This window comes from Neobacillus camarae, from assembly GCF_054950115.1.
The window spans coordinates 306,571-323,004 of sequence record NZ_JBUCKX010000003.1; the positions used below are offsets into that span (position 1 = coordinate 306,571).

The following is a 16,434-nucleotide window of genomic DNA, read 5'->3' on the forward strand; positions in this document are numbered from 1 at the left end:
ATTACAATGAATTATCTTAACTTTTTTAACAAGATATTTAAATACAACAAAAGTCTCAGATTATACAATTTTTCTGCAAAAAATAGTAATTTACTGTCATTGATTTTTCATGACAATTCAATCAAATTGTAACCTGATAGTTTAATAGAATATGATACATTGTATATAAGTTTTAATAGAAATTACCAGTATGAAGCCATAATTCTTATTTATCACCATTGCCATGAACAACGCTTTCACTATTTTTAAATGAGGGGTTCATATGCTGACACGCTACAAGAAAACGTTCAAAAAAATCGCCATGGGTTTACTATCTTTTATGCCAAATGAAAAAGAATTACCGAGACTCCAAAAGACGATAAAGCTTTATGAAACCGAACAAAACCGGCAACTCTTTTTATGGAAATCTGAAGAAGGTATTATTGGACTTATTGGGCTTTTATTTGTGGACGAGAATGTGAGGCAAATATTGCATATCTCAGTTAACCCTTCTCATAGGGGCGAAGGAATCGGGAAACAAATGATTGAGAACCTAAGGGAACATTATCCGGAAATTATTTTTATCCTCGATAAAAATATCACCTCAGTGAATCAGAACTATGACAAATATGAAGCATTGGCTGCCAGCTGGTCGGATACACCGGCTTGATGAAACTAATTCAGAAAATGTGGTTCTCGTCTTCTTGGAAGACCACATTTTCCCTCTTGTACGTTACTCCTTAACCCATCCCTATCCTCCCTATTAACCATCGGTCTTGTCCATTTTAATTGCAAGTTCACAAGAGCACTGACCCTCAATAGGTATGAAACAAGGTTTTTTTTCGTGAAACAAGGTGCGAATTGTTGGAAATCCTTTTAAAAACAGCCTAATCTTACATACAATAATCTCGTATAGATTTTACTCAAATCACAAATCATGACTTTTCTAATTATAAAAATACAAAGATTATCCAGCTAAAAAGGAGATTATGCAGTTTATGAAGTATTCATCGTACTATTTAGGTGTTGATATTGGTACTACAAGCACAAAAGCTGTATTATTTGGGGGTAAAGGCTCTGTGATTAGCATGCATCATGTCGAATATCCGCTTCACAGCCCTGCCCCCTCGATTGCCGAACAAGATCCAGAAGAAATTTTTCAAGCAGTAAAGACAGCGATGAAAAGTGCGTTGGGAATAGGCTCTGTTGATGCATCCAAGCTCGAGCTGGTATCGTTTAGTTCGGCTATGCACAGTGTCATCTGCATGGACGGTGAAGGAAACCCATTGACGCGCTGCATCACTTGGGCAGATAGCCGTGCTGCAAAATGGGCAGAAAAAATTAAACAGGAATTCAACGGGCTGGAGATTTACAAACGAACCGGTACGCCGATACACCCGATGGCCCCATTAGCCAAAATTGCCTGGCTCAGGACGGATCATCCGAATGTTTTTCAAAAAACAAGAAAATTCATCGGGATAAAGGAATATGTTTTTTACCGGTTCTTTGACCGGTTTATTATCGATCATTCCGTAGCATCGGCCACGGGCCTGTTCAACTTAAACAACCTTACTTGGGATACGGAAGCATTAGGCGTTGCCGGGATTACGGAGGAACAATTATCGAAACTTGTTCCGACTACTTTTCACTTAACTGGATTAAAGAAAGAATACGCGGATGAATTGGGAATATCACATGAAACTCCTTTTGTCATTGGGGCCACAGACGGTGTTTTGTCAAACCTGGGGGTAAATGCCATTGATCCTGGAATCGTTGCGGTCACGATTGGGACAAGCGGCGCAATCAGGGCGGTTACTGATCGACCTGCCACCTCCCCAAATGGGAACACGTTTTGTTACGCCCTTACCGAAGAGCATTGGGTCATTGGCGGTGCTGTCAATAATGGCGGAATGACGTTCCGGTGGATACGGGATGAACTTGGTGGGGCTGAAGTCGAAACCGCCAAGCGGCTGGGAATGGACCCCTATGAAATTTTGACTGAAATCGCTTTGCGGGTTTCCCCCGGTGCCGATGGGTTGTTGTTCCACCCCTACTTAGCCGGCGAGCGGGCCCCGCTTTGGAATGCGAATGCCAGAGGCTCCTTCTTTGGACTCGGTCTGCACCATAAAAAAGAGCATTTGATTCGAGCCGTATTGGAAGGGGTTATTTTCAATCTGTATTCCGTTCTTCTGGATATGCAAAAAATGATTGGGGTGCCGACAAAAATTCACGCAACGGGGGGCTTTGCCCGCTCTGAACTGTGGCGCCAAATGATGGCCGACATTTTTCAACAAGAAGTCGTTGTTCCCGAAAGCATTGAAAGCTCCTGTTTGGGTGCTGTGGTTCTCGGCATGTATGCCCTTGGGAAAATCGATGATTTGTCCGTCGTATCGGAATGGGTTGGTACAACCCATTCCCATCAACCGATAGTGGAAAACGTAAAAATTTACCGGGAATTGGCTCCTATCTTTATTCGTATATCCAGTAAATTGGAACAGGAATACAAAGCTATTGCGGATTTTCAGCAGAAATGGGTGAAATAACAGTTAATTCAATGGATGTAAAGCTATGCGACAGTTGGTGCTCGCTATCCGACAGTTGTGGCTGCATATCCGACAGTTGGGCCCTCTTTTCCGACAGTTAAATGCTTTGCGACAGTAGGATCCAGCTATGCGACAGTTGCGGCTGCTTTTCCGACAGTTGGGCCCTCTTATCCGACAGTTGCTGTACGTATTTATACCGCTATTATTTAAAAATGAGATTGTTGATTTTTTTAATACTGTTTATTGGAACAGAGGGCGCTCGACTCCTGCGGGAGTATAAGGCAGGAGATACCCCGCAGGCGCTTCTTGCGCCGAGGAGTCTCCCCGGCACGCGCCCGCGGGTTCGCTGAGCGACTGGAGCGGACAGGCCTTTGTGGACACCCTGGCACAAGCCGACAAGCTGCCCTGCCCTTACCTGCAAAACACGTCCCGGCCAATTTTTCTCCACTTCCGACTCAAAAAGAGGCCTTCAATGCGCCGTAATGCTCATATGGAGAAATGTTCGCCTCTTCACCCCCTTTCAGTTGTACCTGAGTCAAAGTTTGCTTATGATATTCTTCGGTGATATAGGGTGAAATCCAATCTTTGTATACATAGATGCTTGAAATATACGTATAATGTTGGATATTATCGCTAAGTGCTTCTGCAATTTTTTAAATGTTGCGGAACAAACCACAGGTATCCATTACCACACCCCAGTTCGGGTTTTTCAGACGGGATACATCCCCATTTCTGTCTCCGATGAGCTGCTCCACTTCAGGAAAAGCTTCCTTTTTGGTCCCGCGATTAAATAGGGTGACCTCGTGTCCCTTGCCATTCTTTCTTCCACCAATGCTCTTCCTAAAAACCTAATCCCTCCTAATAGTAAAACTTTCATCCTCCCCCCATTCCAAAAATGTTTACTTCTTATATAACGATTGATGAATGTGTTAAGATACGATGAGATGATAAATTTTAGTCTTTCATTTGAGGAGGGTTTGGGTGATAAATCGTGTGAAAGAGAAATTGGATACAGCCCTTGTGGATTGGGAACTGATGAAGAAAGCTTCGGAGGATGAAAGCGAAGAATGTGCCGAACGGTTTGAGAGGCATTTTTATGACTTTATTGATGAATTAAAGGTTTGGTATCAGCATTTGGAACAACCGCCAGCTACTATTGAAGAGGCGGAAAATCTTAGTGACATCAAGGAAATAATCGACCGGTTGCCGGCACCGCTTGAACTCAACTTTTTAACAGAGCTGGAGTTCATCATAGAAGGAGTAGACCGAGTCAGCTATGATTGAATTACTCTTAGTAGCAGTGTTTTCCGAAGGAGGGTTATCAATTGAAGATTTCTTCACTTTTGTTTAAAGAATCTCCCTCCTATCACGAAATCCCTCCAATTTATGAAGATTTGGGTTTACCTGATTTAGCTTCCTTTATTGAGCAGCGCTTTGAGTTTACTTTTACCATGGGAAAAGAGGACAGTACAGGGCTAGGGACCATAAGATATTATAAAAGCCAGAGGACATACAAGATTTTAATCACCGAAAAAATAACGGGTATTGGTCCCGTTAAAATAGAGAAATTAAAAGAAATGTTATTAGTGGAAGCTAAAGAAGCTTTCATCAACAATATGGAAGCTGAACAAGAAAAAACCAAGGTATATCACGCTGATTTTCGGCGTCCAGGAAAATGGAAATGATAAAAATCGGATGCAGAATTATTGTTCAAAAAAACGAGACTAACAAAAGGCTTTAGCTCCAAGCATATTGAAAAGGAGCCTTAAGCTCCTTTTCATTTAATGAATTAACCTAATTTTTTATCCAGGTCAATAACCTTACAATCTGGAATGGATCATTCCAAGTTAGCAAAAAGCTGAACAGGAAAAACACAGCAACAGCCAAAAACTTCATGTTCCCCTTTTCCCTTTTGAACATAGCCCCAAAACTTAGTACCACTCCCAGAAACAGTACGACCAACCCCGTCCCCATCAATAGCTCAGGAGAGTTGGTATTCAAGGTAGAGGAACCTAGTAACAATGCTCCAATGGCAGCGAATAAAATGGATAATTTAGTAAGCAAATGCAACAGACACCCCTTTTCTTCTAAATTATACCAATTCTTTATTGATAGGCAATAAGTATTTATCCCTCATTCGAGCGTTTTTCTGGAAGTTAGTCAAAAAGACTTGCTTTATATATCGGACTCACGACCACAATTGCCTCCGACCTTTTTAATTCATTGTTGTGCCAGCTATATTCTAGAATGGTTAAGCCATAAAAAAAGGCCCCTATCTTTATAAAAAGTTAAGGACCTTCAGCTGTCTGATCTTTTACCTTTTGCCTTCCACTTGATTGCATTCATGCTATTGTGGGGATGGCAGGTTCGTTTGAGTTCTCTGTATTCATTTTCTAATTCGGATAAGGATAATTCATATAGTTGCCTATCCGCTTTCTTATAAACATTTAAAGCAATTAATTGGTCGATTAATTTTTGTCGTCTCTCTTCCACCGCTTTCCTGAGAATGTTTCCCACTCTTTTCACTCCTTACCTTATAAATTAGCCAAAAAAGGCCCTGCAACGCTTCATCATAAGATGAAACATTGCAAGGCCTTCAGTGAACTGATCGAACCTTAATTATTCCGATTGGTTAAATACGAATTAAATTTATCAGTATTTTCAAACAATGTCAACTGATATTTTAGTTTTTTCTTGTAATTTAGTCAATATTTGCTTCCATATGAAGTATTTCAAGCAGCTTCTTTTTATTTCATTTTCACCTGTAACAAAACAGATTCCCCGCGTGTTACAGAGCCTTGTTCAGTTTTTGTCAAAGAATCCACGGCATCAGTGTTTGTAATGACTACTGGTGAAATCGTGCTTTCCGCCTTTTCCTTGACGAGACCCAAATCAAAGCTAACAAGCTTGTCGCCCGCTTTGACTTTATCGCCTTGCGCCACATGTCCTTCGAAACCTTCCCCTCCCATGGCAACGGTATCCATCCCGATATGGACTAAGATCTCAAGCCCCGTTGTACTGCGGATCCCAACGGCATGGCAGGTAGGAAAAATTTGCACGATCTCTCCGTCCATCGGTGCGACGACAATCCCTTCTGATGGCTCAATTGCCAGGCCGTCTCCAATCATTTTCTGACTAAACACTGCGTCCGGAACCTCTTCTATTCTAATGACCTTTCCCGTCATTGGAGCAACAACGGTTTCCAGTGTTTCCTTTTTGCCGAACAACTTCTTAAACATGGCGGTCCCCTCCAATACCATTCGATTCTATTGGAAAAGGCGAAAAAGTTTTCAGCTTTTTTCGCCTTCTCCTTTATTTTATATTTTTAATGTAATTCCGGCCAGTAGCCTTTATTAGCTTCAATTAGGTCATCCAGGATTTCTTTCGCCACTTTTGCACTCGGCACGGTTTTGGACAGTGTTAACGCCTGCCATAATTTTTGGTAGCTTCCTTCCACATAGGCTTGAACGACCAATTTTTCGACGGTTACCTGCTGATACATTAATGCTCTTTGGAAATCAGGGATCTTGCCTTGGCTTAATGGCTCTGCACCGTCTCTGCCGACAATGCACGGTACTTCTACCATAGCATCATCATCGAAGTTGGCGATAGCTCCATTGTTTTCCACAATCAACAGCATTCTTTCGTGTGTGTTAAAGGCGATTGCAGTGGCCAGGTCGACGATAAAGGTTGCATGGGCACCCATTTCAAATTCACAGCCTGCAGACGTTCCGTTTTCCGTAATGGTTCTAGCTGATGAAAAGACTGTCTTTTCTCTGCCGTCCATTACTTCATTAGCCCTTGTGTATTCTGGATTAGAATGTTCCACCACATAATCAGGGTAGAAGTAATATTTTAAATACGTGTTTGGCAAGAATCTTGGGTCGACCGCTAACAGGTCCTTTGCTTTTTTATGTGTTTCCTGCCAGCTTGCATCCATATGCTGAGTATCCACTTCTTTTTGGGTCAGATAGCCATGCTCTGCTACATAATCGCGAATTTGCGGTAGATATTCATGACCTTCTTTATCTTTTACGCTTGTCCACCAGCCGAAGTGATTTAATCCGAAATAACGCACTTCCAGGTCTTTTGGTTCTTTGCCTATGATATGTGACATTCTGCGCAGCGTTCCAACAGGCATATCACAAATGTTCAACACCTTTGAATTTGGGCGAAGAACGCGGCATGCTTCCGCCACAATGGCCGCTGGGTTGGAGTAGTTCAACATCCAGCAGTCCGGTGAGTATTTTTCCATAATATCAATCAACTCAATCATGTCGCTGATGCTTCTCATGCCATATGCGATTCCGCCAGGTCCGCAAGTCTCTTGACCTACTACACTGTGCTTCAATGGAATCTTTTCATCCATTTCACGCATCGCGTAGCCACCGCTGCGGATATGCGCAAAGCAGAAGTCCACATCCGTGAAAGCTTCTTCCGGATCGGTCGTGAAGGAATATTCGATGTCTGGTGCTTTCTCTTTCAAGACAATGTCGAGCGCTTCCCCTAAAACCGCCTGCCGCGCGGCGTTATTATCATATAATTTTAACTTACGAAGCGGGAACCGGTCCAAGTTATCCAATAACATCATCACAATCCCTGGTGTATATGTGCTACCTCCGCCAGCAATAACTACCGAAAACTTTTTCATATTCTCCATTCCCTTCTATTAATCTGTCGTTTCTTTTGATGTTCCATTTGTATTTTCCTATTCGTTCGTACTTAATCCTAAGTAACTGTCCACAGCTTTTCGAATGTTCGTGACTTGCAGTCCATATACCACCTGGACGTTTTTATCTTTTATGATGACACCGCTAGCACCTGTTTGTTTTTTCAATACATCTTCGTCCACTATGTTCGGATTATCCAGCGTTAATCGAAGTCTTGTATAACAATTTGTAACAGTATTGATATTGCTTGCACCGCCTAAAGCATCGACGATGACGCCTGCAATCCCATCATTCCCCTGAGGGACGCTCGACCCCGCATTTCCTTTGCTTTGCTTTTCTTTGTAATCTTTCTTAGAATATAATTTGGTTTCCTGTCCTTCCTCTTCTCTTCCGACTGTTTTGAAGTTGAATTTCACAATCAAGAAGCGGAAGACCACATAATAAATCGCAAAGAAGATTAACCCGGTTAAAATGTACATCGGCCAGTGGGTCTTCTGAATTCCTAGCGGCAGATTGAACAACAGGAAGTCAATCATTCCGTTTGGACCAATGGCTCTCACATCTAATAGATGCAATGTCACCATGCTTAACCCGCTTAGCGCTGCGTGAACCACAAACAATAATGGGGCTACGAACATAAATGAGAACTCAATTGGCTCTGTTACACCGGCAATAAAGGAAGTGACTGCAGCCGGAATTAAGATGGCTTTCACCTTTGCTTTGTTTTCAGGCTTAGCCGTATGATACATCGCCAAACACGCCCCGATTAAGCCAAACATTTTCGAAATACCTCGTGCATCCCAAATGACGCTTGGTGAAAGTACTTTTACCGATGGGTCGGCAATTTCCGCATAGTATATATTTCTCGCACCTTCGTATACTTTCCCGCCGACTTCTGCTGTGCCGCCCAGTTCTGTATATAAGAATGGAGTATAAATCAAGTGGTGCAGGCCGGTTGGTATCAACAAACGTTCCAATGCCCCGTATAAGAAAATGCCGAAGCTTCCGCTGTGATTGATCAGCGTTCCCAGCTTGTTAATTCCTGTTTGAAAAAATGGCCAAATATACGTTAACGCGATGGATAATAATACAACGACCGGGATTAATACGATAAAGACAAATCGCGATCCTCCGTAAATCTGAAAAGCGCCCTTAAATTCCTTATCAATGAATTTGTTATGAATCATGGCGGTAATGATACCGAGAATTAATCCAAGGAACACACCCATATCAAGGATTTGCACACCCAATACCAAAGTTTGTCCTGTTCCCTGCAAGGAATCCCCTACAAAAAGCAGTCCGTTCAGTGACATAAATTTATTCATAGCATTGACAAACACCAAGTACCCCAGCAAAGCCGTAAAACCGGCAACCGCCTTTTCTTTGTTTGCCAAACCGACTGTAATCCCTACACAGAAAATAAGTCCCAGGTTACCGAGGATCGAAACCAATGACCCTGTTAAAATCGTCCCGAAACCAGTGGTGATCGGATTATTTAAAAATGGGACCACTTCCAATAATCTTTGATTGGTGAGTAGATTTCCCAGAGCAATTAGAATACCTGCAATCGGCAAAATAAGGACTGGTATGAACATCGCTTTTGAAAAGCGCTGCATGCCTTCCATGATTTGTTTTTTCATTTTGCCTGTCCCCCCTCTTATAAGTTGTTCGTTTTTGTCGACACGTTTAGCTTACAATGTAACCGTTTTAAATTCCATATATCAGACAGGATAAAAAACGTGTTTCATACATTGAAACACGTTTCACTCGTTGTGATCCTCTTTTGGGCTTAGCGCTTCCACATACTGCTTGACGATAAATTCAAACATCAAGAGCAGGCTGGGAAAGAAGCTGTTCGGAAGCATATTCCGGTCATCAAGCTTATTATGATCGATGATTTTAAAATTTAAATCGGCAATCCCGGCGATCCGGTTGTCTGTTTCCTTTGTAAAAGACACGGTGAAAATCCCATTCTCTTTTGCGGCTAGCAATTTATCGATGACCATCTGGGTTTCACCCGATTTTGAAATGACTACCAAGGCGCCAATATCTTCTAGATTATTTTCAAAAACTCCAATAGAATCGGTACCGCTGGCAAAAATCGTTTTTCTCCCCAATACCAGCAGTTTTTTATACAAGTACTCCGCCGCGATGGCTGAAAACCCAGTAGCATAAATGAAAATATAGCTCTGTTTCAGATTCAAGACTTTTTCAATAAACGTTTCCATATCCCCTTCTGAGTTATTGGTCAATAAATCCTTCTGGCTGATTTCCAAAAACTCTTCCGACAGGTCGTTTTGCCGGATATCCGCCTTTTTGACTAAAGGCAGCAATTGGTAATACATATCGACAAATCCGCCATAACCAAGTTTTTTTGACAAGCGTATGACTGTTGCGGGAGATGTATAATTTTCTTTTGCGATTGTGCGCACTCCCTTGTGCAATACGTCGTCGATGTTATCAATGATATATTGGACCAGTTGGACATCCAGTTCCGTTAAATTCTTACCTTGGATAATTTTGCTGATATCAATCATTTTTATCACTCTCACTAATTGAAAACCTTTTTAACTACAATATTTTATTATACCAAAAAATCTTTCCTTTATGGGAGCCGTTTCTGACCAAATCAAAAAACCCATGAGGATGTCCTGTTTCATGGGTTTTCATTGTTCTTATAAGTTGTTAGGAACGTATTTCATCATCTGAAAAGTGAATCATGGCCCCGACGATCGGCATATGAATCCATGCCTCAGCAACCGGCTTTCCTGTTGCTTTTGTTATGGCCTCCGCATAGGTTCTTAGCTGCGGCAGGTAACTGAGTCCCTGTATTAGCCAGTCACTTTCTTTTCCAGGGAAGGTCTTATGGTCAATGATCACCCAGCCCTTTGGCGTTTCAAGCAGCAAATCGACCCATCCGGAGGCCTTTTGCCATCCTTTTCTTAGATGGATCGGCCATTCATGGTGCTTTGACATCAAATCAGGATATTGTTTAGCAATAAACTGATCCAGCCTTTCGGAAGCCTCAAGCATGGATGCTTCCGCCAAGGCAAGAATGCCGTACCTTTGCGTGAAGGACTGAGCCATGGCCAATCGTTGTTCCGTTGTCCCGGTACGATTGTCCGCAGCTAAAAAGCCGTGAACCATCTCCCCAAGCAAGGCCATGTCCTGATTTCCGGATAATGGGATCCGAGTTCCAATGCGATGAATTTTGGTTACATCTGGCATCATATTTAAGGACGGAACACGGTTGACATCTTCATCTGCTATATGATTATTCTTCAGTCCACTCGGGCTGAACCGGGCCGGCAGAAACGGTCCTCCCTCTATTGTTCTACCCACGTAAACCTTTTCTTGGGACGGTGTAAGCTCGACTGTTGCTTCCGGCTCTTCCTCCATAGACAGCCTCCTTACCCTGCAAGGGAATAGTTCACCATTTACGATGATATTCCCCCTAAGGCTGATTCCATCCTCTTCAGTTCCTTCTGGCACCCCAATGCTGGCAATCACTTGACGTCCGGAGGCGTCAGTCAACTCTTCCAGCCAGCCGGTTTTTTCAAAATCGCGCGCTGCCATCACCAGATAGTCTCTGGCCCTTGTCATGCCTACATACATGAGTCTTTGATTTTCGTCCAACAATTGCCGCTCCCTCTGTTGAAGCTGAGGAGCTCCTTGTGCATAGGCATCCAAGCTCACATTACTGGTCTGCTGTCCATAGGGCCATGGCCAGTAATACAGCCGGCGGCCATTAAGGGGATCTTCCACATTAAATTTAACAGTGCTAACCGCCGTGACCTTATCAAAAACCGGAAGCTTTTTCCGTTTTGACGACCTATCCAAGGAGTTTAAAATCACAAACGGCCACTCCAACCCTTTTGCTTTGTGATAGGTTAAAACACGCACAGCATTTTCATCAGTGGATTCCGCCACCAGGTTCAATTCTTTATCCCTTACCGCCTCACCCAGGAAAAAGAGAAATCCACTCGTCGTTGCGGCCGAACCATTCGTTGCGGCTGTTTCCTCGTAAACGGAGACAAGCTTGCGCAGGGCATCCAAGTTGGCTAAACGTTGATCCCCTCGGCCCCAGCTCAAGGCGGTTTCGTCCACTCTTGCAGTGACCAAGGCTAGATCCATTACTTCAGCCGGGCTCATTTGGACGATTTTTTCACGCGCATTATCCAACTCCTGTACAAATGGCTCTGTAGCAAAGATGTCTGATAGCTTGTCCGATTGAAGCCAATCGCTTAACCATCGCCCCTCTCCCCATGTGTCCGAGGAAAAGTGCAGCAGTTCTGCCAGTGCCAGTGTATCCCGCGGGTCGATCAAAAAGCGAAATGCGGCAACGGCAAACACCGCTTCAGGCGTTGATAATAGGCCAATTTCTCCTACCGTAGCCGGGATACCCAGTTTGGAGAGTGCTTCAGCCGCCTCAAGGCACTCATCATTGGATCTGCATAGAATGGCCATATCTCCTGCTCTTAAGGCGCGGGGTTCGCGGGTGATTTTATCTATAATGACATATTGGTCTTTATGTCGCAATACATCTTGCACACCAAGTGCCAAATGAGCCGAGTCCATCGTTTTATTTTTGGAGTCTGGATAAGACCAAGCTTCCACTGCCATCGTTTGCTCTGGTCTGTCTTCCCGCTTTGGATCCAGTGCAATTCGCTCGGGTTCCATCCCCCTTGCTTCAAAGACAGGGACGAAAATGCCGTTCACAAACTCAACCAGCGACTGGCGCGACCGATAGGAGGCATCCAAAATGTCAATTTCCAAGTCAGGGATGCTGGTCATGGCGGTTTGCATCAATTCCGGGTCTGTGCCCCTAAAGCCATAGATGGCCTGCTTGACGTCGCCTACCCAAACAGCGCTTTCGGCAATGCCGCGTAGTTGCATGTTCAAGGCGATTTGCAGCGGGCTTGAGTCTTGAAATTCATCGATGAACACTGCGGATATTCGATCCTTTAATACTACTGAATTTTGCTCATCCTGCAAAAGTTTTAAGGCCAGTGATTCTTGGTCGGTAAAATCTATTAACCCGCGTTTGTTCTTTTCCATCGCATAAATTTCCATGGTCTCCGCGGCACAAAGAAACACGGCTGTCATTGCATCCTTCATATCCTGATGCAGCTTTGGATGGCGATCATGGATTGATGCTGCTGCGTGTATAGATGAAACCGCATCCCTGCTTTTGGCTCCGGGCTTTAATTTACTTAATTTTGCCCATTGCTGCCAGGAGAGTGACCCATACCGCTCCCAATCCCTCAGTGACTGCCCAATGGCATCCACTGTTTTGGCGGTGTCTTTAGTCTTATCTTCCCCAGGCAGAGCTGATTTTGCGACGGTGAGGGCTGCCTTTAAGTCTGAATCCAGCTGGTGGTCGGGAATTGAAAGTGGTTCTGGCAGCCAAGAAGACATAGTTTTCCAAGAATACTCAGCACATGCTTGCACTTCTTCGGCACTCATCCCATTTTCCCGTGCAAGCTTAAGCACCTCAAGGACTTGGTTCCCCCAATAATTGCCGCTTTTGTCATTTCTATCATTTATGCCGAGGCGGATAAAGACTGGCCAGTAGTCACGGTAAAATTTATCGATTACTTCCGCAGCAATGGTAGAAAAGAGCGTCTTGGATTCTGTGTCAGCTAGAACTTTTTGTACCGGAGAAAGGCCGATTTCTAAGGCAAATTCACGCAAAAGCCTGCCAAAAACACTATTCATCGTTCCGACATATCCATCCAGAATACGGGTTGCGGATGCACGGTCACCTTCTTCCAGCAGTTTCAACCGAACACGCCCGATTAACTCATCCGCTGCCTTTGTTGTGAAAGTTGTGGCCATAATATTCTCCGGAGGCACACCGTTTTTGATTGACTTGTAAATCTCTTGTGTTAAACTGTAGGTCTTTCCTGCCCCAGCGCCGGCACTTAACATTTTTAATTTTCCGCTCATTCCTTCACTCTCCTAAAACCACAAAGATTCTGATATTCGCAAAATAAGCATGGCGGGTCAATCGTTGAAACAAATGGTTCTTCGATTGGGGCCTGACCATTTGCGGTTTCTGCCCTCATGTTCGTTTTCACTGGAACACCGGATGCAATAACAGTGCCTTTTAAGAGCTGCGACGATACATCCTCCACGGCTTTCCGTAAAACTTCAAATGACTCAAGGAGTGATGGGCCGGTTACATGGTAGTCGGAAGGAAAATCGTCATGCGGTCTGCTGAAGAAATCTCCGGTACTCAACATGAAATAGGCGACCGGCAATTCTTCATTTTTTTGGTCTGATAAAAGCCAATGATATAGAGCCAACTGGACGGATATGTTTTCAAGCTTCACTCTGTAATTATTTGGCCGTTTCGACCATTTGGCATCAAGGAGAATTTTGCTGCCCGATTGGGTTTGTCCAACCAAGTCCAATCTTCCTTTAAACTCCACTTCGCCAGTCCAAGGCTTTTGCAATTCCAACTCGGTATGTTGAATCTTGATACCGGCATCGTTTAAAACTTTGAAAAATTTCTGAAGTGATTTCTGCAAATTGAATCGGGTTTCACTGCGCGTCACCCCGTTTTTTGGTTCCAATAAAGGAGCCGCCATCATGGGCGTTAACTCATCAAACAGTTCCCCTGCCCGAATCCTTGCTTCTTCCTCTGTCCAGCTGGATTTTTCCGTAATCAATTGTTCCAAAATCAAATGTCCCAGGTTTCCAAGCATAATGGAGTCATTTGGGATTGAAAGGACATTTCCCGGTCTAACTTTTGCCGCATAGCGAAAGGTCCATTTTAACGGGCAGCCGATTAAAGCTTCAAAACTGGTGGCGGACTCTTCTTTACGGCGGGCAACGGTTTTCTCTGGAACTCGCCATACTCTAATAGGTTCAGGAATATTACGCGAGTTTAATGGCATACGTTCAAAAGTTTCACAGACCAGAGAATGGCTTGGATGTTTTCTAAGATTAGAAGCATCAAGGGTAATTTTGTTCACCGCACCATTGTCTCTCGCTATGGCATAACGAATTTCATCCCAAAGGGGGTGAATGGGCAAATCAGCCCCTTTTACCTTCCCAGGAGCAAACAAAATCAGGCGGCGGTTTGCCAGTCGGGCAGCCTTCTTCCATGAAGCCGCTTCCCTTAGTCGGCGGACAGCCTCATCGGGAAGGTGGACTCCATGGCTGCTTAGCCAGGTCCTCTCGTTTAAAGTCCAAATCCGGATCCCCGGCCCTGACATGTCTTTATGGAACCCCCACCATAGAATCGTGCCTGCCGGGCCCCAAATTTGTCCAGGATGGCTGACCACCTGCCATTTTGAAGCCTCCTGGCGATAGTTTGACAATGTTGCTCCTTCCCCTAAGACCGAATCAAAAATCCTGGCGACTTGCAAATGGTTCACCATTTTGACACCAAGTGTTTTGATTCCCTCGATGATTTCTTTGGCTATCTGTGTCGCTTGAGCATACATGATATCGTTGGTCATCTGAAACTTAGCGGCAGCCCATTGACTGACCTTTTGACAAATAGTCACCAGTTTATCATATGGAATCCCTTCATTCGGATCGTAATAATCATGCCCAATCCATAAGTCGAGCTTCTCTTGCAAATTCTTTCTGCGTTTTTTTACCTCTTGACCGTCGATTTCCTCTGCTTCCCATAAATGCTCATATTCGTTCATCCCGGCTTCAATTGCTTGGTTCCATTTTGGTCCACCGATTCCAGGATATGCTGCCAATTCATTCGCAAGTTTATAACGAATTCGTCCTGGTACAGGGGAACTAGGGATGGTTAACAATTCCATCATTCGTTCTACCCTTAGGGGTTCCCAATATGTATCAATGGTTAATGGCAGTACTTGGAGTACGGCTCTCCATTTGGAAGAAGCGTCGACCCCTGCACCTGGAACTCCACGTCTGTGCATGAGTTCATCGAGAAACAAGGAGCCTTCCCCCTTTATGACAACGGTATCTTCCGTGTTGTATTCTTGCAGCCAGCTGACCAAAAAGTCCGCCGCGTCCCATTCCTGTTCGGAGCGTATAAGGAGAATGCTTCCATCCCCTTGAGCTTCTTGCGACGATATTTCTCCAGCCAGTACGGCCTGAAGCAGTGATAAATCGGATGCCTGATTTTGAAGGTTTGTTCCAAAAGAACCTGCTTCTTTTACGACTTCGACACCTTGTTTTTTTAATAAATCCACCAGCTGAATCGCCCATGGATCCCATAGGGTTTCGTCTTCATCCACAACCATGATGGAGTCAATATGGACTTGTCCTTGGTTTTCAAGCTGTGACATCAGTGCCCTGACCCGATCGGAAAAGCCAACTGTTTGATTGGAATTAGCCAGTTCCAATTTTGACAGTGTCTCCAACCACTTGCTTCCTCCTGTATGAACAGCCGGGTCCCACCCAGCTAGGATTAATTCATCCCTCCGTCGCAATAGTTCTCTTGCTGTATTCCATGAGTCCGTCTTGAATGACTGGGAGAATGGCATATTTCCTGTATCGTGCTCGCGAATCAGCTCCTGCCACTCCGCAATTCTGATATTTTCTGAGTTTGCAGGTGAAGACATGCCTAATTGGGTCTCCAAAATGCCAATCAAACCGTTAAAACCTGTTACAACTGTTCCTGCCGATGCCTGTTGGTTTCCCAGTGCATCCGGGTAAGTGGCGGAATCCAGCCAGCAGCCAAGAATGATGTTCAAAAATGTCTCCTCCTTTAATGTTGAGCATTCCCCATTAATCGATTAAAGTGGAAAATTGTAATATCCTTTTCCTTTTTGTCATTTTGTTTCGATAGAATCTATTATACACAAAAAGGTGCACCGTTTTTGGTACACCTTGAAAAATTATCCATTGCCATGCCATTTCTATAATTGAAATCCTGTACATAAAAAAACCATCTTTCTATGTATCATGACAAAAAAGATGGTTAACGTATTATCCTTTTATTGTTTTTTAACAGGAGTCACGACAGCAAATAAATTCTCAGATGGATCTGAGACATTCATTTTTACGATTTTATAGCCATTTCCTGCTTCTTTGGTCTCTGTCTTCCTGATAATTGGTAATTGATTATTATTCATGGTTTCTTACTTCCTTCCTGATTTTTGTCACCCAAGAGCCACTATATTCAGGAAGGTCAAAAAGGTGAATCCATTTTGCAAAAATCAAGCCTAATTTTTATCGACTTGACTCTGTTAAATTTCCCGTTGACTTTCCCTCCAATCGGTCAGCAAACCCGCTGGCATGTCGTGTAG

At 43.8% G+C, this 16,434-nt stretch carries 12 protein-coding genes and 1 pseudogene; 4 read left to right on the plus strand and 9 right to left on the minus strand.

Features of this window, described 5'->3' with window-relative positions; translation table 11 throughout:
* Positions 1-262 precede the first annotated feature (262 nt).
* Positions 263-649: a GNAT family N-acetyltransferase gene (locus tag ACY8D0_RS16695; RefSeq protein ID WP_462411655.1), complete on the plus strand. Its 387-nt coding sequence runs from the start codon at positions 263-265 to the stop codon at positions 647-649.
* A gap of 328 nt (positions 650-977) precedes the next feature.
* A complete protein-coding gene (gntK, locus tag ACY8D0_RS16700) occupies positions 978-2,522 on the plus strand; it encodes a gluconokinase (protein ID WP_462411656.1) in 1,545 nt (514 codons plus the stop codon).
* A 388-nt stretch (positions 2,523-2,910) separates the two neighbouring features.
* Here gntK and ACY8D0_RS16705 read toward each other — a convergent pair.
* A pseudogene (locus ACY8D0_RS16705) lies at positions 2,911-3,399 on the minus strand (Rossmann-fold NAD(P)-binding domain-containing protein); the annotation flags it as partial.
* A gap of 104 nt (positions 3,400-3,503) precedes the next feature.
* Here ACY8D0_RS16705 and ACY8D0_RS16710 point away from each other — a divergent pair.
* Positions 3,504-3,806 (plus strand): hypothetical protein, encoded by a 303-nt coding sequence (locus ACY8D0_RS16710; RefSeq protein WP_462411657.1) that lies wholly within the window; start codon positions 3,504-3,506, stop codon positions 3,804-3,806.
* Between the two features lie 41 nt (positions 3,807-3,847).
* Positions 3,848-4,207 carry a hypothetical protein gene (locus tag ACY8D0_RS16715; protein ID WP_462411658.1) on the plus strand — a complete coding sequence of 120 codons (360 nt, stop codon included), beginning with the start codon at positions 3,848-3,850 and terminating at the stop codon, positions 4,205-4,207.
* A 613-nt stretch (positions 4,208-4,820) separates the two neighbouring features.
* On the opposite strand, the gene ACY8D0_RS16720 is transcribed toward ACY8D0_RS16715, so the two are convergent.
* From ACY8D0_RS16720 to ACY8D0_RS16755, 8 genes are all read right to left on the minus strand, one after another.
* On the minus strand, positions 4,821-5,039 hold the full coding sequence (locus ACY8D0_RS16720; RefSeq protein ID WP_462411659.1) for a Fur-regulated basic protein FbpA: 219 nt from the start codon (positions 5,037-5,039) through the stop codon (positions 4,821-4,823).
* A 230-nt stretch (positions 5,040-5,269) separates the two neighbouring features.
* Positions 5,270-5,761 carry a PTS sugar transporter subunit IIA gene (locus tag ACY8D0_RS16725; RefSeq protein WP_462411660.1) on the minus strand — a complete coding sequence of 164 codons (492 nt, stop codon included), beginning with the start codon at positions 5,759-5,761 and terminating at the stop codon, positions 5,270-5,272.
* An 86-nt stretch (positions 5,762-5,847) separates the two neighbouring features.
* Positions 5,848-7,173, minus strand: coding sequence for a 6-phospho-alpha-glucosidase (locus ACY8D0_RS16730; RefSeq protein ID WP_462411661.1), 1,326 nt, complete (start codon positions 7,171-7,173; stop codon positions 5,848-5,850).
* A gap of 57 nt (positions 7,174-7,230) precedes the next feature.
* On the minus strand, positions 7,231-8,832 hold the full coding sequence (locus ACY8D0_RS16735) for a PTS transporter subunit EIIC (RefSeq protein ID WP_462411662.1): 1,602 nt from the start codon (positions 8,830-8,832) through the stop codon (positions 7,231-7,233).
* Positions 8,833-8,955: 123 nt separating this feature from the next.
* Positions 8,956-9,729 carry a MurR/RpiR family transcriptional regulator gene (locus ACY8D0_RS16740; protein ID WP_462411663.1) on the minus strand — a complete coding sequence of 258 codons (774 nt, stop codon included), beginning with the start codon at positions 9,727-9,729 and terminating at the stop codon, positions 8,956-8,958.
* Between the two features lie 148 nt (positions 9,730-9,877).
* Positions 9,878-13,141 carry a UvrD-helicase domain-containing protein gene (locus ACY8D0_RS16745; RefSeq protein ID WP_462411664.1) on the minus strand — a complete coding sequence of 1,088 codons (3,264 nt, stop codon included), beginning with the start codon at positions 13,139-13,141 and terminating at the stop codon, positions 9,878-9,880.
* Positions 13,138-15,879: a PD-(D/E)XK nuclease family protein gene (locus ACY8D0_RS16750; RefSeq protein WP_462411665.1), complete on the minus strand. Its 2,742-nt coding sequence runs from the start codon at positions 15,877-15,879 to the stop codon at positions 13,138-13,140. Before ACY8D0_RS16750 ends, ACY8D0_RS16745 begins: the two co-directional genes overlap by 4 nt.
* Positions 15,880-16,122: 243 nt before the next feature.
* Entirely contained in the window at positions 16,123-16,260 is a 138-nt protein-coding gene (locus ACY8D0_RS16755; RefSeq protein WP_462411666.1) for a hypothetical protein, read from the minus strand.
* Positions 16,261-16,434: the final 174 nt, after the last annotated feature.

Bases quoted from the DNA above. Each gene is read 5' to 3' on its own strand.
- ACY8D0_RS16745 (WP_462411664.1), bottom strand. From the start codon at position 13,141: ATGAGCGGAAAATTAAAAATGTTAAGTGCCGGCGCTGGGGCAGGAAAG.
- ACY8D0_RS16730 (WP_462411661.1), bottom strand. From the start codon at position 7,173: ATGAAAAAGTTTTCGGTAGTTATTGCTGGCGGAGGTAGCACATATACA.
- ACY8D0_RS16695 (WP_462411655.1), top strand. From the start codon at position 263: ATGCTGACACGCTACAAGAAAACGTTCAAAAAAATCGCCATGGGTTTA.
- gntK (WP_462411656.1), top strand. From the start codon at position 978: ATGAAGTATTCATCGTACTATTTAGGTGTTGATATTGGTACTACAAGC.
- ACY8D0_RS16755 (WP_462411666.1), bottom strand. From the start codon at position 16,260: ATGAATAATAATCAATTACCAATTATCAGGAAGACAGAGACCAAAGAA.
- ACY8D0_RS16725 (WP_462411660.1), bottom strand. From the start codon at position 5,761: ATGTTTAAGAAGTTGTTCGGCAAAAAGGAAACACTGGAAACCGTTGTT.
- ACY8D0_RS16735 (WP_462411662.1), bottom strand. From the start codon at position 8,832: ATGAAAAAACAAATCATGGAAGGCATGCAGCGCTTTTCAAAAGCGATG.
- ACY8D0_RS16740 (WP_462411663.1), bottom strand. From the start codon at position 9,729: ATGATTGATATCAGCAAAATTATCCAAGGTAAGAATTTAACGGAACTG.